Origin of the sequence: Parafrankia colletiae, assembly GCF_001854655.1 — a bacterium.
Lineage (GTDB): Bacteria > Actinomycetota > Actinomycetes > Frankiales > Frankiaceae > Parafrankia > Parafrankia colletiae.
The window spans coordinates 1-18,832 of record NZ_MBLM01000145.1 but is presented as its reverse complement, the minus strand read 5'-3'; the positions used below and the strand labels follow the sequence as shown (position 1 = coordinate 18,832).

Annotated in this window: 20 protein-coding genes and 1 pseudogene; 12 read left to right on the top strand and 9 right to left on the bottom strand. The window is 68.6% G+C overall.

Translation table 11 applies throughout. The annotated features are described in order from the left end of the window. Window positions 1-14: 14 nt before the first annotated feature. Window positions 15-815 (bottom strand): alpha/beta hydrolase, encoded by an 801-nt coding sequence (locus CC117_RS25600; RefSeq protein WP_071088502.1) that lies wholly within the window; start codon window positions 813-815, stop codon window positions 15-17. A 257-nt stretch (window positions 816-1,072) separates the two neighbouring features. On the opposite strand from CC117_RS25600, the gene CC117_RS25595 reads away from it, so the two are divergent. Then, window positions 1,073-2,095 carry a helix-turn-helix domain-containing protein gene (locus tag CC117_RS25595; RefSeq protein WP_071088500.1) on the top strand — a complete coding sequence of 341 codons (1,023 nt, stop codon included), beginning with the start codon at window positions 1,073-1,075 and terminating at the stop codon, window positions 2,093-2,095. A gap of 500 nt (window positions 2,096-2,595) precedes the next feature. Further along, on the top strand, window positions 2,596-3,240 hold the full coding sequence (locus CC117_RS25590) for a dihydrofolate reductase family protein (RefSeq protein WP_071088498.1): 645 nt from the start codon (window positions 2,596-2,598) through the stop codon (window positions 3,238-3,240). A 95-nt stretch (window positions 3,241-3,335) separates the two neighbouring features. On the opposite strand, the gene CC117_RS25585 is transcribed toward CC117_RS25590, so the two are convergent. Continuing rightward, window positions 3,336-4,097 (bottom strand): TetR/AcrR family transcriptional regulator, encoded by a 762-nt coding sequence (locus tag CC117_RS25585; RefSeq protein ID WP_198541986.1) that lies wholly within the window; start codon window positions 4,095-4,097, stop codon window positions 3,336-3,338. A gap of 85 nt (window positions 4,098-4,182) precedes the next feature. Between CC117_RS25585 and CC117_RS25580 the strand changes: the two genes are divergently transcribed. Then, window positions 4,183-4,593: a VOC family protein gene (locus CC117_RS25580; RefSeq protein ID WP_071088495.1), complete on the top strand. Its 411-nt coding sequence runs from the start codon at window positions 4,183-4,185 to the stop codon at window positions 4,591-4,593. 63 nt (window positions 4,594-4,656) lie between these two features. Here the strand turns inward: CC117_RS25580 and CC117_RS25575 are convergent, their stop codons facing one another. Continuing rightward, a complete protein-coding gene (locus CC117_RS25575; protein ID WP_071088493.1) occupies window positions 4,657-6,873 on the bottom strand; it encodes a WD40 repeat domain-containing serine/threonine protein kinase in 2,217 nt (738 codons plus the stop codon). A 474-nt stretch (window positions 6,874-7,347) separates the two neighbouring features. On the opposite strand from CC117_RS25575, the gene CC117_RS39365 reads away from it, so the two are divergent. Further along, window positions 7,348-7,764 carry an alpha/beta fold hydrolase gene (locus CC117_RS39365; protein WP_071088491.1) on the top strand — a complete coding sequence of 139 codons (417 nt, stop codon included), beginning with the start codon at window positions 7,348-7,350 and terminating at the stop codon, window positions 7,762-7,764. A gap of 7 nt (window positions 7,765-7,771) precedes the next feature. Here the strand turns inward: CC117_RS39365 and CC117_RS25565 are convergent, their stop codons facing one another. After that, the gene (locus tag CC117_RS25565) at window positions 7,772-8,461 is read right to left on the bottom strand and encodes a histone deacetylase (RefSeq protein ID WP_071088579.1); all 690 of its coding nucleotides are present in this window, start codon (window positions 8,459-8,461) and stop codon (window positions 7,772-7,774) included. Between the two features lie 76 nt (window positions 8,462-8,537). Between CC117_RS25565 and CC117_RS38245 the strand changes: the two genes are divergently transcribed. The 4 genes from CC117_RS38245 to CC117_RS25550 all read left to right on the top strand — a co-directional run bounded on the left by CC117_RS38245 (window position 8,538) and on the right by CC117_RS25550 (window position 11,128). After that, a complete protein-coding gene (locus CC117_RS38245) occupies window positions 8,538-8,792 on the top strand; it encodes a hypothetical protein (protein ID WP_198541985.1) in 255 nt (84 codons plus the stop codon). A gap of 386 nt (window positions 8,793-9,178) precedes the next feature. After that, window positions 9,179-9,541, top strand: coding sequence for a hypothetical protein (locus CC117_RS25560; protein WP_071088489.1), 363 nt, complete (start codon window positions 9,179-9,181; stop codon window positions 9,539-9,541). 387 nt (window positions 9,542-9,928) lie between these two features. After that, the gene (locus tag CC117_RS25555) at window positions 9,929-10,333 is read left to right on the top strand and encodes a YchJ family protein (protein WP_071088487.1); all 405 of its coding nucleotides are present in this window, start codon (window positions 9,929-9,931) and stop codon (window positions 10,331-10,333) included. 438 nt (window positions 10,334-10,771) lie between these two features. Further along, the gene (locus CC117_RS25550; protein WP_071088486.1) at window positions 10,772-11,128 is read left to right on the top strand and encodes a VOC family protein; all 357 of its coding nucleotides are present in this window, start codon (window positions 10,772-10,774) and stop codon (window positions 11,126-11,128) included. Here CC117_RS25550 and CC117_RS40685 read toward each other — a convergent pair. Together CC117_RS40685 and CC117_RS39360 are read right to left on the bottom strand one after the other, a co-directional pair. Next, window positions 11,106-11,678, bottom strand: coding sequence for a PIN domain-containing protein (locus CC117_RS40685; RefSeq protein ID WP_198541988.1), 573 nt, complete (start codon window positions 11,676-11,678; stop codon window positions 11,106-11,108). The genes CC117_RS25550 and CC117_RS40685 overlap by 23 nt on opposite strands. A gap of 48 nt (window positions 11,679-11,726) precedes the next feature. Continuing rightward, the gene (locus tag CC117_RS39360) at window positions 11,727-11,870 is read right to left on the bottom strand and encodes a hypothetical protein (RefSeq protein WP_241830425.1); all 144 of its coding nucleotides are present in this window, start codon (window positions 11,868-11,870) and stop codon (window positions 11,727-11,729) included. 111 nt (window positions 11,871-11,981) lie between these two features. Here CC117_RS39360 and CC117_RS39355 point away from each other — a divergent pair, with 111 nt between their 5' ends. Beyond that, window positions 11,982-12,290 carry a C40 family peptidase gene (locus CC117_RS39355; RefSeq protein ID WP_321572642.1) on the top strand — a complete coding sequence of 103 codons (309 nt, stop codon included), beginning with the start codon at window positions 11,982-11,984 and terminating at the stop codon, window positions 12,288-12,290. Between the two features lie 263 nt (window positions 12,291-12,553). Here the strand turns inward: CC117_RS39355 and CC117_RS35295 are convergent, their stop codons facing one another. Continuing rightward, window positions 12,554-13,765, bottom strand: coding sequence for a patatin-like phospholipase family protein (locus CC117_RS35295; protein WP_084132779.1), 1,212 nt, complete (start codon window positions 13,763-13,765; stop codon window positions 12,554-12,556). Window positions 13,766-14,780: 1,015 nt separating this feature from the next. Between CC117_RS35295 and CC117_RS25540 the strand changes: the two are divergent. After that, window positions 14,781-14,990, top strand: a pseudogene (locus tag CC117_RS25540) (DUF4326 domain-containing protein); the annotation flags it as partial. Window positions 14,991-15,724: 734 nt separating this feature from the next. Here the strand turns inward: CC117_RS25540 and CC117_RS39840 are convergent. Continuing rightward, window positions 15,725-15,853 carry a hypothetical protein gene (locus CC117_RS39840; RefSeq protein WP_256385411.1) on the bottom strand — a complete coding sequence of 43 codons (129 nt, stop codon included), beginning with the start codon at window positions 15,851-15,853 and terminating at the stop codon, window positions 15,725-15,727. 169 nt (window positions 15,854-16,022) lie between these two features. Here CC117_RS39840 and CC117_RS25535 point away from each other — a divergent pair, with 169 nt between their 5' ends. Beyond that, on the top strand, window positions 16,023-16,514 hold the full coding sequence (locus tag CC117_RS25535; protein ID WP_071088480.1) for a dihydrofolate reductase family protein: 492 nt from the start codon (window positions 16,023-16,025) through the stop codon (window positions 16,512-16,514). Window positions 16,515-16,803: 289 nt separating this feature from the next. Here CC117_RS25535 and CC117_RS25530 read toward each other — a convergent pair whose 3' ends face one another. Further along, window positions 16,804-17,703, bottom strand: a complete 900-nt coding sequence (locus CC117_RS25530; protein WP_071088478.1) for a Vgb family protein — start codon at window positions 17,701-17,703, stop codon at window positions 16,804-16,806. A 300-nt stretch (window positions 17,704-18,003) separates the two neighbouring features. On the opposite strand from CC117_RS25530, the gene CC117_RS25525 reads away from it, so the two are divergent. Beyond that, window positions 18,004-18,651, top strand: coding sequence for a TetR/AcrR family transcriptional regulator (locus tag CC117_RS25525; protein ID WP_198541983.1), 648 nt, complete (start codon window positions 18,004-18,006; stop codon window positions 18,649-18,651). The last annotated feature ends 181 nt before the right edge of the window (window positions 18,652-18,832 follow it).

Genomic DNA, 18,832 nt, shown 5'->3' with positions numbered 1-18,832 from the left:
GACGTCCCGCGACCTCAGGAATGGTCGAGAGCCCAGGCGAGGGCGTGGTCGGCGACCTCCTCCCAGCCTTCCTGCGCGGGCAGCAGATGGGAGCGGCCCGGGAACTCCACGACCTCCGTCACCGTGCCGGCGGCCTTGTAGTGCTTCGCGTTCGACGCCTGCACCTTCGGCGGCATGAGATGGTCGTTCTCACCCGAGATGAACAGCAGCGGCGCACGCTCGGCATTGTGGTAGTTCACATGGGTGTCGGCATGGCCCGGGTGGATGTTGGCCAGGGCACTGCCCCAGAACACATGCCCGGAAGCGGGCACATGATAGCGCTCGTAGGTGGCCCGTGCCTGCTCCTCCGGAAATGTGTTCGTGAAGGCATACCGCCACTGATCGAAGGTCAGTCCGACGGCCCGGTGCCGGTTCGCGGGATTCTTCAGCACCGGGAACGCCGCCCGGACCTGCGACAGCGGAACGATCGCGACACCCTCGGTCGGCGCCGAGTTGATCGCCACGCCGGCCGCCCCGTACCCGTGGTCGAGCAGAATCTGGGTGAAGACTCCGCCGGCCGAGTGACCCATGATGATCGGCGGGGAAGCGAGCCCGTCCAGCAGCTTCTCGAACGACTCGACGACGGCCGGGACCTCGAGCTTCTCGATCGGGGTCGGGTCGGCGTTCAGCGCCTCCACCTCGACCTCGAAACCGGGATAGGACGGCGCGATGACCCGGAAGCCCTTGGCCTCGTAATGCGCGATCCAGTTCTCCCAGCTCCGCGGTGTGACCCAGAAGCCGTGGATGAGAACGATCGTGTCCGGTTTCACTGGCATTCCCTTCGCCCCTGGCGGCCCCGGCAGGGGCGCCTGCCGGAATCTTCACCTGTTCCGTCCCATGGATCTTTACCGTCCGCGCCAGGTCCTTGTCCGACGATGCCGTCGGCAGCTGCGCGGGGGCGGCCACCGGCGTCCGGACCGATCTTCGGACCGTTTCTCTTGCCGCGGGAAACGGCACCTGGTAACAGGTTGCTGACGAAGGTGACAGCGGCAACCGTGGGCGGGCGCCCCGCCGCCRCAGACGGGAGTTCGGCGTGCTTGTCCTGGACACCGCGCTCCTGCCACCGTCGGAGCGGGCGGACGCCTATCTCACCACTGCCGTCGGCGCGAGCGGGTCCTGCGTCGTCCACCACGAGCCGGGCCCCGACGGCACCTGGTGGAAGAGAATGGAGATCTGGCGTTTCGGCCCGCTGACAATGGTTGCCGTCAAGGGTTCAGGAACCTGCCTGCGGCGAACCGCAGAACATCTGCGCGCCGATGCGCTGCAGACCGTTTCCGTCATCACCCAGTCCGCCGGTATCGGCAGCTTCGCCTGGAACGGCCAGCAGCAGCGCGTGCCACCCCGGGGCCTGGTCCTCGCGAACAAGACGGCCGGCTACGAGTACGGCTGGAACGGGTCCGGGCAGTCCGTGGCCTTCATGGTCGACGCGCAGCACTTYGGCCTGCCGGATGCCACGGTCCGCGCGGCCATCCCGCTGGTGCACACGAGCCGGATCATGCCCCTGCTGCTCGGGCAGATCCGCGCTCTGCACCGGGATGCCGACGAGCTCAGCGCCGCCCCGGGTGCCAGCGACATCGGGGAGTCGCTCGTCGCCCTCACCCGGGCACTCGTCGTCTCCATCGCCGCCGACCGCCGGACCCGCCGGACCATTGCCGAGGAAACCCTCCTCGTCCGGGTCCTCGCCTACAGCCGCGCCCATCTGAAGGACCCGGACCTCACCCCTGCCCGCATCGCCCACGCGCACGGCATCTCCCTGCGTACCCTCTACCGACTGTGCGAGGACGGCGGTCTCAGCCTTGAACAATGGGTGATCCGCAGACGTCTCGAAGGCACCCGCGACGACCTGATCGCACCCGAGCACGCCCATCGCACCATTGAGGCCATCGCCCGCTCCTGGGGTTTCGGCAGCCCGGCCTACTTCGCACGGCGTTTCCGCCAGGCCTACGGCCTCGCCCCCAGCCGTTGGCGTCACGCTGGATCCGCAGCGGGACACGTCCCCCGGCCATCCGGTCCGCCGGCCCGCGGGAGCCACCCGTCCGACGGCGCCGACAACTGACACGCACAATGCGGGACACGACACCTGGCACGAACGTTCGAACTGGGCAGCCGATCGACCGGTGAATGCAAGAGTGATCTGGTCGACGGTGGCCTGGTCCGACAGTACGGGGGCAGCTGACGAAAAGCTCGTCGCCCCGGTCGACGGAATGCCTGGATACACAGGCGTGCTCGTGGCCGACGGCGCGGAGGCACCCGGYGACGAGGGCGCCAGGGCCGCCGGCGGGCTGCCCGGGTTCGCGGACGCACCGGTGGCCGGCTTGAGGCGGCCCTGCGCGCCACCCTCGGCATCCTCGCCCGCACCGTGGAACACCCAGGACTGTCGGCAGGCTGAACAGGCTGAAACAGCGGGCAGTGCCGGTGCGGCGTCCCGCGGGGCTCGACGAGGACGAAGCCGGGTGCTGTCGGAGCGACGAAGCCGGGTGCTGTCGGAGCGATGAGTCTGCCGGTGCCCGCAGGTCCACCTCCCGACCGAGACAACCAACTCATCGGGAGTAGGACATGGGCCTCATTCACCTCGAGCTGTTCGCAACCCTCGACCTCGTCGGGCAGGCACCGGGCGGCCCCGAGGAGGACCCGGCGGGGTTCCCGTTCGGCGGCTGGCAGGCACCGCTGCTGGACGAGGTCGCCGGGGCGCAGGTCGGCGCCGCGTACGAGGGCACGGACGCCCTTCTGCTCGGCCGACGGACGTATGACATCTTCGCCGCCTACTGGCCGCATCAGGAAGGCGGCCAGGACAACGAGATCGCCACACTCTTCAACAGCATCCCGAAGTACGTGGCCTCCCGCGGCAGACCCGATCTCTCCTGGGCCGGATCCACCCAGCTCGGCCCGGATCTGGCCGGTGCCGTGCGCGAGATCCGTGACCGGCACAAGCATGTAAAGGTCGTCGGCAGCCTGAACCTGGTACAGACCCTCCTGCGCGAGAAGCTCTTCGACCGTCTCGATCTCTGGGTTCACCCGATCGTTCTCGGCGTGGGGAAGAAGGTGTTCGACGGTGGCGCGATGCCCACCAACGTCACCCTCCTCGAACCACCGGTCGCCAGCCCGACGGGCACCGTCTACCTGCGCTACGGACTCGCCGACGGCACCCCCGGAACGGGAGACATGAGCGCACCCGACCGCGGCACCGGACACGACCGCTGAAGCAGCCGCCTGGAGCCGTCACGTCGCTGAGATCACCGCGGCTGGAGAAAAGATCTCCGTCCCGTGTGTGCGCAGGACGGCAGGACCGTCATCTGTCAGGGGCGTTCGATGAGGGGGGCCAAGCCGTCGAGCAGGCGGGCGAGGCCGAAGTGGTAGGCGTGGTCGGGGTTGTGGGCGCTGCCATGTGCCTGGCCGGCGGCCGTGCCGACCCGGGTCGCGCGCGGGTAGCGCTGCTCGTCCAGTACGCGGRCCAGCAGGGGGCCTACCCGGGCCCACCACCGTGTGTCGTCGCCGTCGGGGGTGGAGGCCGCGCTGGCAGCCTCGTGGGCCGCACGCGCGTTGGCCTGGACGAAGGACAGCAGGTAGGTCAGGCAGTCGTCCATCTCGACCTCCGAGAGGCCGAGGCCGTCGAAGGCTGAGAGTTCGTGCTCGTACTTGGCCATGAGACCAGGTCCCAGCGGAGGGCGCAGTGTGGAGACCTCGGCTGCCCAGGGATGAACGGCGAACAGGGCGCGGTTCTCATCGGCGATGGCGGTGAGCCGTTCCCGCCACGGCGCGCCGGCGGTGTCCGCGCGGGGCATCTGGGCGTAGGCCGCGTCGAGCATCAGGTCCAGCAGCTCCTCCTTGCCCGGCACATAGGTGTAGAGCGTCATCGGAACCACCCCCAGGGTGCGGGCGACCGCGCGCATCGTCACCGCGCCGAGGCCCTCCTGGTCGGCAAGATCATTGGCGGTTCTGACCACGGTGGCGAGGTCCAGGGCCCGGCTCGGCCCCCGGCGGGATGCCGTCGGTGCCTCTCCCCACAGCAGAGCAAGCGTGCGGGCCGGATCACCGGCACCCGATCGTTCAGCCGTCACGAGTGCCATCATCATACGAGAAACTCTGTACGATGTATGGTGTACGACGTACAGAGTTGATGCCGCCAGACCTCGGAGGATCCACGTGAAGATCACTTCATCCGCAGTGTCACTGAACGTCGACGACGTCACCGCCTCGGCCGGCTTCCTCACCGGGCACTTCGGCTTCACCGAGCTGATGGCCGCCGACGGCTTCGCCTCCCTCGGCCGCGAGGACGCCGGCATGCACGTCGTCTACCYGCGCCGCGGGCTGCCGACCCTGCCCGCCGACCAGCGCGACACCCACGCGGCAGGGCTCATCCTCGCGTTCGTCGTGGACGATCTGGAAGACGAGCTCGCCCGGCTTCAGGGCGAAGGCGTCACCATCACGATGCCGCTCACCGTCGAGGAATGGGGGGAGCGTGCCTTCCAGGTCCGCGACCCCAACGGCGTCATCGTCCAGCTGGTCGACTGGAACGGCCCCGGCGGCCACCCCACCATCGGGAACGTCCACTGACGTCGACCTCGTTCGGTCAGCTGCCGGCGCGGCTCAGCAGGGGGCGGACCACGGCGGCGCGGCTCAGCCGAGGCCCCACAGGCGGACCAGCTGGTCGCCACCAGCGGTGACCAGCATGTGCCCGTCCGGGGAGAAGGCGACCGACGAGAAGCCGGACTGGCTCGTCAGCGGCTCTCCCAGCCGGCGCGGAGCCGCCTGGTCGGTGACGTCCCACAGCAGCACCGTGCCATCGTCGCTGCCCGTCGCCAACGTGCGCCCGTCCGGCGAGAAGGCCGCGGCTGGGACGGTCGCGGTGTGGTCGGCCAGCGGCGCGCCGAGCCGCCTGGGCTCCGTGGGCCTGGTGATGTCCCACAGCTGGACCGTGCTGGCGTCTCCGGCGGTGGCCACGGTACGGCCGTTCGGGGAGAAGGCGATGGCGTAGACCCAGCCGGCGGCGACGGACGGCAGCTCGGCCGTCGCGTGGACGGAGCCCGCAGCGGTGACGTCCCACAGGACCGCCCGCGTGCCGTCRCCGCTGGCGGCGGTCCGGCCGTCCGGGGCGAACGCCACCGACGCGGTGTTCCCGTCGACGCGGGTCAGCAGCCTGGGCCTGGCGCGGTCGGCGACGTCCCAGAGGATCATCGCCTGTCCGCTGCCGGCGGCGGCGAGCCGGCGGCCGTCAGGCGCGAAGGCGACCGAGTACATGAGGCCGTCGTAGCCGGTCAGCGGCTCACCGAGGGCACGGGGAGCGGTGGGGTTGCTGATGTCCCACAGCCGCAGGGTCTCCTCGCCCGCGACGGCGAGGGTACGGCCGTCCGGCGCGAAGGAGACATCCTCGACCCGCCCGAGGTGGGTGATCGCCCTCGTCCCGAGATCGCGGGGCGAGGTCGGGTCGGACACGTTCCACAGCAGGACGACCTGATCGTCGCCACCGGTGGCCATCAGGTCGCCGCGTGGCGAGATCTCCACCGTCCAGACAGCCGCGGTGTGCGCGGCCAGCGGTGTGCTCAGCAGCTCGGGGGCGTTGCGGGAACCGACCCGCGCTGGTGGCCGGTCGGTGATCGGCGTCGACGGCACCGCAGTCGGCTGGGCACCTCCTCCTGCGAGCCGCCGACCGCTGTCGCCGCCGTCCGGCAGGAGGACGAGCAGGAGGCCCACCACCCCGACGACGAGCGCGATCGCGAGGCCGGCGATGGCGCTGCGGCCCGGACGCCAGCCCCCGGCTGGTCTGCGCCCGCCGGTACCCTGCCCCGCCGGGCCGTTCGGGGGCGGTGCTTGGTAAGGAGCCTGGAGCGAGGCCTGGTTGGGGTTGGGATGGGGCCCCGGGTGCGAGTGCGGGTGCTGCTGCGGGTGCGGGTGCGGGTGCTGCCGCGGGTATGACATGTGCGCCGGGAAGTGCGGGGCCTGCGCTGGTTGGGCCGGGTAGGGATGGCCTTCGGCGGCCGCGCGGACGTCGTCGTCAAGGCGCACCGCCATCCCGCCGCGGGTGAGCCAGCCCGGACCGAGCTCGACGATCGCCGCGTGGGCCAGCTCCACCGCGAAGGCATGAGCCGACGGCTGCCGCGCGGCCGGCTCCTTCGCGAGCGCACGCATCAGCACCTGGGAGATCCGGGCGGGGACCCCGGCCGGCGGTGGCGGCGGAACGTTCAGATGATGGGCGATGAGGGACGGCGCCGGAAGTCCCGCGCCGTACGGCGGTTTCCCGGTGAAAAGCTCGTACAGCATCGTTGCGAGGGAGTAGAGATCGGTCGCGGCGCTGAGCCGTCCCGCAAGCAGCTGTTCGGGCGCCATGTAGCGCGGGGTACCGATGACGGCGCTCGCGCTCGCGTCAGCAGCCGCGCCCTCCACGAGCTTCGCGATGCCGAAGTCGGTGACCTTCAGCAGCCCGGCCCGGTCGAACAGGATGTTCTCCGGCTTGATGTCGCGATGCAGCACCCCGTTCTGGTGCGCGCACGCCAGCGCGGCGGCCACCGCCAGCCCGACCGCGCACACGGCTTCGGTGGAGATAMCCGCCGCGCGGTGGGTGAGCGTCCCGCCGGCCAGCAGTTCCATCACGATCAGGTGGAGATCGTCCACGGTGACGGCGTCGAAGACCCGCACGACATGCGGATGGTCGAGGAGCGCGAGCAGCCGGGCCTCGGCCATCGGCCCCTGGCCGATCGGCAGGACCTTGATGGCCACGTCCCGCCCCAGTTCACGGTGCCGGCCGGCCAGAACCACGCCGAACGCCCCCCGGCCCAGCTGGGAACCCAGCTCGTAGGCGGGCAGGGCGGCGACGAGCCGCGTCTCGTTCAGGATCACAGGAAGACGAACCAACCTCGATCGGGACTGCCACCGATTGTCGGTGTAACGGTGACATTCTGACAGCAACGTCCGGAGCTTTGCGGTCAGGGCCCGCGGGTCGTTCAGCCTCCGGCGTGCCGCCCGGGACACGGGGGTACGGACATCAGCCTCGGGCGCCGGAGCGGCCGGTGGCCTCCCGGCGGCGGAGCATGTCGGTGAGTTCCCGGCGCATGAACCAGCCTCGCGCAGCACGCCGCCGGCTCGCCGCGCCGCCCGTGCCGCTGCGCACCGTCCCGACACCGCAGGGCGCCGTGGAGTACCTCGATCTCGGCGACGGAACACCGGTGCTGGTCGTGCACGGCAACAACGGCGGCTGGGACCAGGCGGCGGACTGGTCACGCCGGCGCCTCGGCGACGGTCACCGCACGATCGCGGTGTCCCGGTACGGCTACCTGGGCTCCGAGCTGCCCCCGGACGTTCTTCCTGCGGGCGATGCTGCGCTCGGAGCGGCCGACCTGGCTGACCAGTGTCCGCCCGTCCCTGGTCGCCCGCGCCAGCGGCGTCGGCTGGACGAACCTGCACGCCGACGGCCAGACCGAACTGGCCGAGATCATGACCACCCTGCTGCCGGTGCACCCGCGCCGCGCCGGCATGATCTTCGACAATGTCGTGACCGCACCCGAGATGCTCGCCGACCAGCTGCCCTGGGAGAAGATCAGCGTCCCGACGCTGGTCGTCACCGCCGAGGACTCCCCACTCCCCCGGCCCGCCGCCGCGCGGGCCGTCGTCGACCGGCTGCCGCGCGGGAACCTGCTCGTCCTGCCGCGTGGCGGGCATCTCCTGCTGGGGAACATCGGGCCGCTGCGCGCGGCGCTCACCGCCTTCCTGACGGACATCGCGTCCAGGTAAGAAGGGATCACCCGGCGGGTTCGGCCACGTCCGCGGCGGTGAGACGTCCGGCGATCTCGTCGGGCTGCCAGACGCCGTGGGCACCGGCCAGCCCGGCCAGGTAGGCGGCGATCCGCGCTGGCGGCCAGCCGTTGCCCTCCCGCAGCCCGGCCGCCAGCATGTCCAGGTAGGCCCCGGAAGGAGCGGTGAGAGCGACGTCGGCCAGCCCCCACGGGGCGGTGAACGTCAGCAACGGCACCGGACCCCAGTGGCCGACGAGCAGCACCGTCTCGTACCGGCCGGGCCCGAGAACGGCCCGGCCGGCGCCGAGCAGAGCGGTCAGGTCGAGGTCGCCGCCGGGTTCCCGGTGCATCTCCTGCGCGGCGATGTCGACGAACTGCTGGCGGCTGAGCAGGTACGCGCGGGCCGCGGCCGGACCTGGCACCGCCGGGTCGTAGAACGCCATCCCACCGCCCCAGACCTTCGACTTCAGGGCGAAGTACACCGATCCCGGCAGCAGGAGCGGCGCGGTGGCACGCGGCGGACGACGGTCACGGCAACCCGGGTAGACGTGGGTCGTGCCCGGCATCGTCCCGCCCGCCAGGTAGTAGGCCAGCCGCGACGACCGCAGGTTCGACCCGTAACTGACGTACCAGACCAGTGGCGTGCCCTCCCAGTCCGCCGCCACCTCAACCTCCTCGACCACCGCTGCCACCAGCCGACGTCCTGCCCGTCCAATCCTGGATCGTCGGCAATTCTCACCCGGATCGTCGCCCCTGTGGAGAGGCACTCCCGTGTTCGGACCGCCCACCACCGCCATGACCTTCGCTGACGATCCCGAGAAGCCCGCATGCTGGTGGACCGATGTTCTCCACACCCCGGTGCACCTCGCCGGCGCCGGCGACGGCGACGGCGACTCCGGCTACGCCTGGCTGACGTTGGCGCTCTCCCCCGCGCCAGAAGCAGGAGGATCCTGGCGAGCAGGACGGTCGCCTACTTCGGAACGACCAGGCGTCATCACCCGCCGGCTCCCCCTGATCGTGTCCTGATCAGCACCGGGATGCGCCGTGAGGTAATCACTGACACGTCGCGCACAGCCCTCCGGGCAAGCTCCGCACCGGAGTCCTTCCGCCTCTCGGCCTCGTTCACCAGGACGGAGACCTTCACCATCTCGTCTCCCAAACGAACAGGTCTCCACCGAACCCGGTGCGGTTCATTTCAGCCACCCCGGGTTTCGCCAGCGAAATTAGGAATCTCCGGCAGCCAGACCAACCAGAAATAAGAGGACTTTTCCGGCTCCCCGCCGAACAGAAGTCACCGACATCCAGGCGAACAGAAAATGGTCGACCAGAGTGAATAGCACTCTCGGGGTCGGGTAACCTAATCAGCAGACAAGAGGCTCAGTGGGCTGTGACTGCCAAGGGAGGTTTTTGTTATGAGAGCTCGCAGGACCGCCGGTTTCCTTGCTTCCGCCGCGGCGGCAGGCACGCTGACGCTGGCTGCGGCACTTCCGGCAAGCGCCGATCCGAACAGTCCGAACGTCACCATCAATGGCGTTGCCCGATGCCCGGCCAGCGTCTCGACGGGCGTGGCGGTCAGCACGACAGCCGGCGAGTTCGACTCGTCCGGTGTCAGCGCTGGCGGTTTCTACAACCTGAGCCTTCAGCAGGTTCCGGCCGTCGGCACGAACGCCACGTTCAGTGTGTCGTGCTCCAGCCCGGCCGACAACTACACCCGCACCATCTTCATCGCGCGGCCGATCAGCGGGAAGACAATCACCCAGAACCTCTTCTCGTAGAAGATCTCCCGTTTGAACAGCTGACACGATCTCGACCCCGAGACAGCTCAGCTTCTTGTCACCTCGCATGCCGGTTCCCGGACGCTCTCGGCCGCACCCGCACCCTGCCGAGGGCGCCCGGGGACTTCCTTCCAGGGAGCTGGACAGGCACCTGACCGATCAGCCCGGTAGGCGTCGAGACGCCGCAGCCGGCTACCCCACAGCGGGACRCAGATCGGACAGCACCCCGGCCAAGGCACCTCGCCGGAGTCCGAGCCCGCGGGGCCGGCACTTGACCCGGCGACCTGGATCGTGAAGGTCAGCCAGGTCACGCGGGCGCGCTGGCATGGGTCCTGAGGGCCGGCAGGCGGAGTTGGACTACTCTGTTGTGATGCCGCGCCGCACCGCATGAGCATCGTCGACCAGTGCCCATGCGGCTCCCACCAGGAGTACGCGGAGTGCTGCGAGCCTTTCCATCTCGGGATCCCGGCGCCGACCGCCGAGGCGCTCATGCGATCCCGCTACAGCGCCTTCGCCCGCGGCCTCGCGCCGTACCTGCTGCGCACCTGGCATCCCTCAACGCGCCCCGATCGCCTGGACCTGGACGCCGGTATGACCTGGCGCGCCCTGCAGATCGTCGACACCGTGAACGGTGGCCCCGGCGACGACACCGGTGTCGTGGAATTCCGCGCGATCGCGCGCTCGGCGGACGGCGAGCGTCGCGTGCAGCACGAGCGCAGCACGTTCACGCGGATCGACGGCCGCTGGCTCTATGTGGACGCCGGGACGGGGCCGCTGGTCCGCGACCGGTGATCCTGTGGCAGGTGATCCTGTGGCCGCCGTCTCCAGCCATGCTCGTCGAAGACCAGGTACTTGCACTCAGAGTGGAGACCGGCCGAGGACACGCGGCGCAGGTTCGGCGCCGCATGACCGTCACAGTCGTCGCCATCGACCACCGCCGCGGCGTCTACCACCGCTGGCCACCCGAGAACCACCGGTCAGACGCCGGACCGATCGGCCCGGTAAACGTCGATGACCACGGTGAACTGGCCGTTCATTCCACGTTCTCCGCTGTATTAAGCAGCGAGGACACCGATCAGCCGCGGACGGAAGGCCCCCACCGGCGGGGCGGGTTCGAACGTCAGCACCATGTCCGCCTCGTCGTGGTAGGTCATTGTGAAGTTGACCCGCCGCAGACCACAGCGGCTGGATAGCCTCCCCAGATCATCGCCCCTACGGAGAGGCTCTCCCGTGTTCGGACCGCCCACTACCGTCATGACTTTCGCCGACGATCCCGAAAAGTCCGCACGCTGGTGGGCCGGTGTCCTCAACGCCCCGGTGCATCTCGAGGTCGACGGCGACTCCGTCTACGCCTGGTTGAACGTGTCCGGCGTCGAGCTCGGATTCCACCAGGCCGACGACGACCGCAACCCACGCGGCGGATCCCCCGTCGTCTACTGGTCCGTCACCGACCTCGACACCGTCCGCGGGTGGCTCCTCGACGCCGGCTGCCGTCACCACCGCGGACCGCTCACTGTCACCGAAGGACGACGAATCTGCCAGCTCGTAGACCCCTTCGGAACCATCATCGGACTCGAAGGACCGTGATAGCGAGCCAGTAGGGAAGGGACGGGTGCTGGTAGGCCAACCACCCTGTCCCCCTTTGGCCCTGCCTGCTGTCCGATGACCGGCGGATGGGGACCGCGAAGGGTGGCTGGCGTACCGGTGCGGGTCGCGTGCATCGACCGCCTCCACGTGGTGCAGCCTCAAGGCTAGCGCCACACACGCGCCGCGGGACTGGATTCCGCCGACGGAACGCACCCTCCGACCTTGGAGGGTGATCACTCTGGAGGACTGGGTGGTGTCGTCGATCTTCGATCCGCATCCGGGAGTCCGCGATCTGTTGGATGGCTGCCACCACCGCCTGCCCGCTGATGCTCAGCTGTCCCAGCACGAAGGCATCAGGCGACTGCGCCTCGACGGCCCATGGTTCCAGATCGGCAGCCGGGAAATCCTTCAGGTTCCGGGTGACGATGACCTGYGCGCCAGCCTTGATCGCGGCAGCCAGCACRTGCCGGTCATCAGGGTCGGGAAGCTTCAGTCCGTCGAYCAGCGGCTCATAACCGGACACCAGGACGYCCCGAACGGAYGCKTTCATGAGRCTRCGGAGRCGGTCRCRCTTCYCAGCCGAGATCTCCGGCCTGTTTCACCTGACCGCGGCGAGCATCTCGTCGAGGATCTCATTGGTCCACTTCGCCTGGACCAGGCCCGACTGCGCGACCCGGATCAGCAGATCGCGCAACGTGTTCGGGTAGAGCACGTTGGCGTCGTAGACCACCGTGAAGGCCATCGGTCAGTACAGCCCCAGTTCCGTCGACAGTTCAAGTCCGGAACTGATGATTTCAGTAGTGCGGGGCTGGCGGYGGTCGCGTTTTCCTATGCGCAGATCGGTAAGTCGTACGTGTGGGGCGGCAACGGTGATCCCGGGTTCGACTGCTCCGGGTTGACGCATGCGGCGTACGCCACGGTCGGTATCGAGATCCCGCGGACCGCCCAGACGCAGTATGCCGCCGGTCCACCGCTCCCAGCCGGGACGCCGCTGCAACCAGGTGACCTGGTGTTCTTCGGCACCCCGCGAAACGTCCATCACGTCGGGATCCCCTTGAGAGGAACAGCCATGCTCGATACGCCCGATTTCGGAAGGTCGGTCACGGTACGGGACTTCCATGGTTTCCCTGACTATGCGGGTGCTTCCAGGCCGGCGCAGTAAGCGCAGTGGTCATCGAGCACGYCCGCCAGCCAGAACGCACTCAGACTCTGCCGCATGATCTGTTGCGACCGAACGCCCACCGGTTGACCGCGATGCCGCTCTCTTCATGTCCGAGGCCTTCATCCACTGGGCAGGATCAGAACCATTGCCAGGCACATCAGGCACATCAGGCGCGGACACCATCCACATATTGGGGAGATCAAAGATGACTCAACGGCTACGGAGCCGAAAGATCAGGTTAAACGGCGAGCTCAGACATGCTCCTACGGCTCATCCTGCCAGCCGCATCGATAGGCCGCTCTCGCGCGACGCATTCCCAACGAGAACTGATCGATTAGATAGTCGTCATCAAAGAGCAGGTAGCTCAGTAGCTCCTTATGGCCGTCGCCCTTTCGGGCGAGAAAGAGAATCTGGTCGAGAAGCCCAATTACCTGGTAGTCCGTCGACCGCACCCAGTTTGGYGCGGAAAAAAGGGCTCGTGGCCCGCGGTACTTCCGCTCGAAAGTACGGTGTGCCAGCGTGGACAGCTGCCCCTCACGTGGTGAGACGACCATGAACGGAATCTGGCGGTAGGGACCGTGAGGTACCGACGCCATCCTGGACCGGCCGATCAGGTAGTTGACACGGTGCAGGTTGTTGATGTCTTCGATCATCGAGTTGGAGAGCACGGCGTGGAGCGACTGGGCGGCGGCATCGACCGCATCGGGCCGCCGCGCTATCGTGGGCCCACGCTGACGGCGGTTCGTCGCGTGGCTGGATATGACGACCAGACGGTCGACGCCGAGGTCGAGAGCCGGTTTTATCGGCGTGTTTAGCTGTACACCGCCGTCGATGTACCAGCCGCGGTCGTCGTCCGACTCCCTGATTTCCACCGGTGGGAACAGCGAAGGTATTGCCGCTGACGCGAGAACATGTCGATGCGTCACGTCCGTCGGAACGTATTGGACGCCGCCGCTTGCTGGAGGAAGCCGGGCGGAGCGAGGGCCGGACACGAATACTCGGCTGCTTGGCCCGCGGCCGTTCTGCTGGCACACGGTGGYGGTCACGGCGAGCGCATCTACTAGACCGTTGGCGATGTTGGCCGACACCTGGCTGTGATTGAAATCGTGCTCGACGAGGTGCCGCAGCGGACTCGTGTCGAGCAGGCTGATGACCTGCCTATTCCACACAGTTCTTGTCAACTGAGATAGCGCAAATAGCGGAAATGTCCATACCTTGCGTGGGCCGAGACCACACCAGGTCGCCCGGAGGACGTTGGCCGCTTCGTCGGCCGTCTGGTGCGCGGACATCGCGAGCAGGGCAGCGTTGATGGCACCGGAGCTAGTACCGACGAAGACGCTCAGGCGTCGCTTGTCCTTATTCAGCAGCGGGAGGAGCGCGGCAAGGGCGCCGGCCTCGTAGGCACCGCGAGCGGCAGCCCCGGAAATTACCACACCAATCGTCTCTCGATCAGATTTCTTCTGCTTGGCTGGCATTTTCCCGAACCTACCCTCCCGATCGGCGGGGTTCCCAGATGTTTGCCGGTACGACTCTAAGGAAGTAGACGGCGCGACGAAGCGTTTCGCCGGGCGACCGACCGCGAGTATCTCACCCGTAGCCACGGGCCGGCGACCACGCCGAGCGAATAGGTTGAAATAATCTCGAATGGGACAGGGTGCGCTCCACCGAGCAATTCGTGGTCACGATGCCGCGCCGCAGGAACCACGGGGAACGCCAAAGTGGTCAGCACGAGTCCGAGCATAGAGAACTCAAGTAAAGCTACGCGGCGAGCTAGCGGAACTGACGCCGGGTAGCCACGAAACATACACCAAAAAGACCACGTTCTCCACCACGCCACTCATACCAGCCATCGCCGCGGCGGGCATGAGCGCACCGATCCAGCGACCGCGCCAAGAAGCCCCGCAGGCATTCACGGTACAGTGCAGAGCTACGACCGCGGCAATCGTTTAGGTGGCCGGGTAAGGGAAGACCGGTAGAGATGGCGGGTGGCGTCGATTATCAGAAGGGGGCGGTGCGCTCTGGCCACCGTCCGACGCAGACCAAAAGATCCACTTCATACGCAATGGCCAGACCGACRCACCCCAGGACTTCAGCGCCCAGCTCACAGCATGATCCGACTGAAGCGCTCGGACACGGTTGACACCACTGGTGGCGAACGTCTCGTCGAGGATCTCATTGGTCTACTTCGCCTGGGCCAGGCCTGACTCCGCCTGATCAAACAGGGCGGGACACGTTCAGGAAGTCGGCCGCCTGCTGTGTGGTCAGCGCAGCGGAGTCGGGCATGACATTGATGCGCTTCCCCTCTGTCAGGTGCGACGTCGTGCAGCACGGGACGTCGCGCAGCACGCCCTGGAGGCAGTATGACCGCCGCCCCGGCCCGCATCCGGCTGTCCCGCGCCCCGGGGTGGCGCATGCCGGCGGGCGCCGAGAAGGTCGACCGGACCCACCCCGTGGGGTAACCCGTTCGATCACCGCGAGTGTGGCCGGGCCGACGCCATCCGGCGGTACGCCGCATCGCTAGCCGGTGAGGGACCGGACGAGCTGCCCGGGGGCCRGCGTGTGGGGACGGTCTCCCGCTCCTGGGTGCTCGACTACCTGCCCGACCTCGCCGGCCATCAGCTGGCGTGCTGGTGCCCGCTGGACGAGCCGTGTCACGCCGACGTACTCGCTCGCCTCGCCACCAAGAGTGCCGGGGCCTGACAGTCCCCCGGTGTAGCTGGGTGTCGGCCGCGCCCCTGACCACGCTGGCCGCGAAGATGCAACCCGGTCACAGCCGCCCGAGGGCCTCCCACGCGACCGCCTGTGGCGACGTCCACAGGTGCGCCCAGTGTTCCGCCTCCCCCTCGGTCCGCGTGGCCAACGGCCCGGCTGGGGATGTCCCCCGGGACGGGGGTTTGACCGGCCCGCCCCGGGGCATTACTTGAAGTCGGGGCGCAGCCGGGCCCTCCCGGAGTTKGCAACTGTGTGGCTGACGGCGCCCCGCCTCGACCGCCGGCCTCGCTGCCCCACCCCGGGACCGGCGGCCCAGAGACGTTGCCGCTGGCGTCACCTCGGCGCCGGGGGTGGCCCTCCGTCCGGGGCGGAAGCCGGCTATATCCGCACACCCGGGCGGGACCATCGGCCCGCCGGCCACCACCGGCGGGCCGTGGCCGTTCCGGGGGCCGTAGGCGAGACGCTCAGATCGGCGGAGAGCGCCGTTCCTGGGCGTGGTGATGTTGGATTGGGCCAGCAACGACAGCGGCCCGCCCCCCGAGGACGGGCCGCTACGCCGGTCGTTCAGGCGCCCGCCGGCGGGGCGGATTCGACAGCCCGGCAAACGGTCGGCCTACTCACCGGGAGGGGCCTTTCCGGGCATTCCCGTTTTGGGGCTCGCTGTCGAGCGGCTCAGATTGACGGAGGCGACCGACCCTGAGCAGGCCGGGGCACGGGGACGCTCACCGCTTGTGCGGCGGTCCCTCTGTCGGCGCGCTCTCCAACGGCTCGGCCAGCACCCGGCTGATCACGTCCGCCGGGTTGTCCGCCTCGCCGTCAATGACCATCCCCTGCTTCGGGATCAGATCCACCCGGGCCACTCCCCAGAAGTACGCACGGAGCGCCGGTCCATCGGTGCCACGGGTGCGCGATCCTCGCGCCCTCCCAGCAGGTCCGCACGGGGGACCGATGAGAAATGGCGGGCGGTGGTCTGATTACCGTCCGCCAGGTGCCTGCGACCGCAGCAAGGGAGAGCGACCTATGAGACCGCTCCGATACTCGATCAACGTCACCCTCGACGGCTGCTGYGACCACCGGGCGATGATCGCGGACGACGAGTCGCATCGTTATTGGGCCGCCAGCCTGGAACGAGCCGATGCCCTTCTCTTCGGCCGGGTGACCTACGAGATGATGGAGGCGGCGTGGCGGCAGCCGACGACGGGAACGTGGCCTGACTGGATGGCCGACTGGAACGCGGAGCTCGTGCAGGGTGACCTGGGGAAAGCCGTTGCGCAGCTCAAGCGGGAGCCTGGCAGAGGCCTCTTCGTGGGAGGCGTGACCCTCCCGCTGGCCCTGGCGGATCTGGGTTTGATCGATGAGTACGAGTTCGTCGTGCAACCCGTCGTGGCGGGCCACGGACCGACGTTGTTCGCCGGCCTGAGCGAGCGGCTCGAGCTGAAGCTCGTGGAGCGCCAGGAGTTCCGGTCGGGGGCGGTCGCCCTGCGGTACCAGCCCGGTCGAGTCTCGGCCTGAAGGTCGGCTGCCCCTGGGCACGCGGACCTGGCGACTCCGCCGCAAAGCCGAGGTCGTTGACCGAAGCGGCACCGGATGCCCCAGCGCGGACCCGACCGACGTACGCCAGTCCCTTCGGGCGGCCAAACGATCGGCGCGGTAGGCGTCGATGACCACGGTGAGCTGGCCGTTCATTGCACGTTCTCCGCTGTGCTGACCTGCAAAAAGGCACGTCGCGCGTGAACGGAACCGCGTCAGTTTACCGTGGTGCGGTCAATCTTCCGTCCACTGTGGCCGTAGTTGACAGGGGTCAGTTTTCAGGGTCGACGGCAGCCCGCTCCAAACGCGCGAGGCCGCCGGTTTCGAGGGCAACGTGGACAGTGCCGTCCCCGGCGACGGTGAGGCCGTGCGGCTCGCTTGATGGGGTCGGCAGATCGTATTCGTCGATCTTTCCGTCCGGGGTGATGTGGCCGATCCGGCCCGCGGCCCACGCGGAGAACCAGCAGCCGCCGGTGGTCGGGTCGGCGATGATCGCGTGGGGCCGGGCGCCCCGGTCGGGAAGGGGAAACTCCTCGATCCGTCCATCGGTTCGGATCCGGCCGATCTGACCGGCGGCGATCTCGACGAACCAGATTGCACCGTCGGCGGTCCCGCAGATCCCGACCGGGGCTGCGCCCGGGGTGGGCAGCGGGTGAAGCGTGATCTGCCCGGACGGGGTGATGCGGCCGATCGCGTTCGCCTGGTTGAGGGTGAACCAGACGGCCTGGTCGACTCCGGCGGTGATCGCCGCCGGCAGGGCCTGGGGTGCGGGGAGCGGGTACTCGGTGATCGCACCGTCGGTGGTGATGCGCCCAATCCGGTCGCCGTTCATCTCGGTGAACCACAGGGCGCCGTCCGGGCCGGTCGTGATGCCGAAGGGCCCGCTGTCCGGGGTGGGAACGGGGAAGGACGCGGTCTCGCCGTCGAGGGCGATCCTTCCGATCTGATGGTCGCCGTTGCGGGTGAACCACATAGCGCCATCCGGACCCTCGGTGATAATTGACGGTCCGCAGGAGGCCGGGGTTAGCTGGTAGGAGTCGAGGTGGCTGTCTCGAGCCAGCCGCGCGATCTGCCCGGCGTGGACCATCGTGACCCACAGCGCCCCGTCGGGTCCGAGAGTCAGGTCGTAGGGGCCAGCACCAGGGCCCGCTATCCGCTTTTCGTGGATCATGGTGCTTCCATTGTGGGGAATCACGGGTCTCCTCGGCGGAAAAAGCATGGTTCTGTTCTCCGTGCCCTCGGGAACGCGGGGTCGACGCCAGGGCGAGGCATGCGCCATGCCCTCGAACGCGCAACGCGCGGTCATGGCTGACGAGGAAGAGGTAGCCGACCCCGGCAACGGGCGGCACGGCCGTACCAGGCCGTCAGACCAGATCGGCGCCTCATCGGATCATCGGCAGGTCTCCTATCGCGACAGATGTAGCGATAGGATCGTGCCACGGTGACCCCCGCCAGGCAAAGGACTTTCGCGATGCCCCCCCGCCACCCGGGCACGGCGCCGGACGACCTTCCGCCGCTACCCGACCCCTCAGGCGTTCGCGCGCGTCCCGGCGGTCGCAGCGCCCRCATCCGGGCTCTGGTTCTCGCGGCTGTGCGCGCAGACTTGGTCGAACACGGCTACGACAGCCTCACCATCGACACCATCGCTGTCCGGTCCGGCGTGCACCGCACCACCGTCTACCGACGATGGCGCGACGTCGGCGGCCTTCTCACCGACGTCCTCGCCGAGGCCACCGCCAACATCTGGCAGCCGCCGGATACCGGCACTCTGGAAGGCGACCTTTCCGCGATCAACCGCGAAATCTATGCAGCCCTCACCGCGGACCCACCGATAACGACCGCTCTCATCGCCGCGTCCTTCCGCTCGCCGGGCGCAGCCCGTGCCCTGCAGGCTTTCTGGACCGACCGCTACACCCGCTGCCGACCGGTAGTCGATCGCGCCATCGTCCGTGCGGAGATCCCTGCAGACACCGATCCACACCGGCTGCTGATAGCCGCCACCGCCCCGCTTTACCACCAGCTGATCCTTCTCCGGACACCGGCCAGCCAGGCACTCCCCGACCAGGCAGCCCACGACGCGGCGGCAGCCGCGACAGCCGGCGCCTTCACATCCCAATAGCGCCGCTCCCCAAGCGCTATGCCACAGCGCCTCAGATCATCAGACCAGAAAGACTCCTGGTCAGGATCCAATGCCGTGAAGCGTAGTTTGATCTTGCCGGGATCTGGTCATGCTGCGCGCGGGGCGAGCGGGTGGACCCGGATCTGAGGTGCTGCCCGTTTCTCGGACACCGACGTAGCGG

What these genes read in the sequence shown, in the direction of transcription:
- CC117_RS39360 (WP_241830425.1), bottom strand. Translation starts at nt 11,870, where the DNA reads ATGGCCTTCACGGTGGTCTACGACGCCAACGTGCTCTACCCGAACACG.
- CC117_RS25590 (WP_071088498.1), top strand. Translation starts at nt 2,596, where the DNA reads ATGGGCCTCATTCACCTCGAGCTGTTCGCAACCCTCGACCTCGTCGGG.
- CC117_RS25530 (WP_071088478.1), bottom strand. Translation starts at nt 17,703, where the DNA reads ATGATCCACGAAAAGCGGATAGCGGGCCCTGGTGCTGGCCCCTACGAC.
- CC117_RS39365 (WP_071088491.1), top strand. Translation starts at nt 7,348, where the DNA reads ATGCTGCGCTCGGAGCGGCCGACCTGGCTGACCAGTGTCCGCCCGTCC.
- CC117_RS25560 (WP_071088489.1), top strand. Translation starts at nt 9,179, where the DNA reads ATGAGAGCTCGCAGGACCGCCGGTTTCCTTGCTTCCGCCGCGGCGGCA.
- CC117_RS25600 (WP_071088502.1), bottom strand. Translation starts at nt 815, where the DNA reads ATGCCAGTGAAACCGGACACGATCGTTCTCATCCACGGCTTCTGGGTC.
- CC117_RS25555 (WP_071088487.1), top strand. Translation starts at nt 9,929, where the DNA reads ATGAGCATCGTCGACCAGTGCCCATGCGGCTCCCACCAGGAGTACGCG.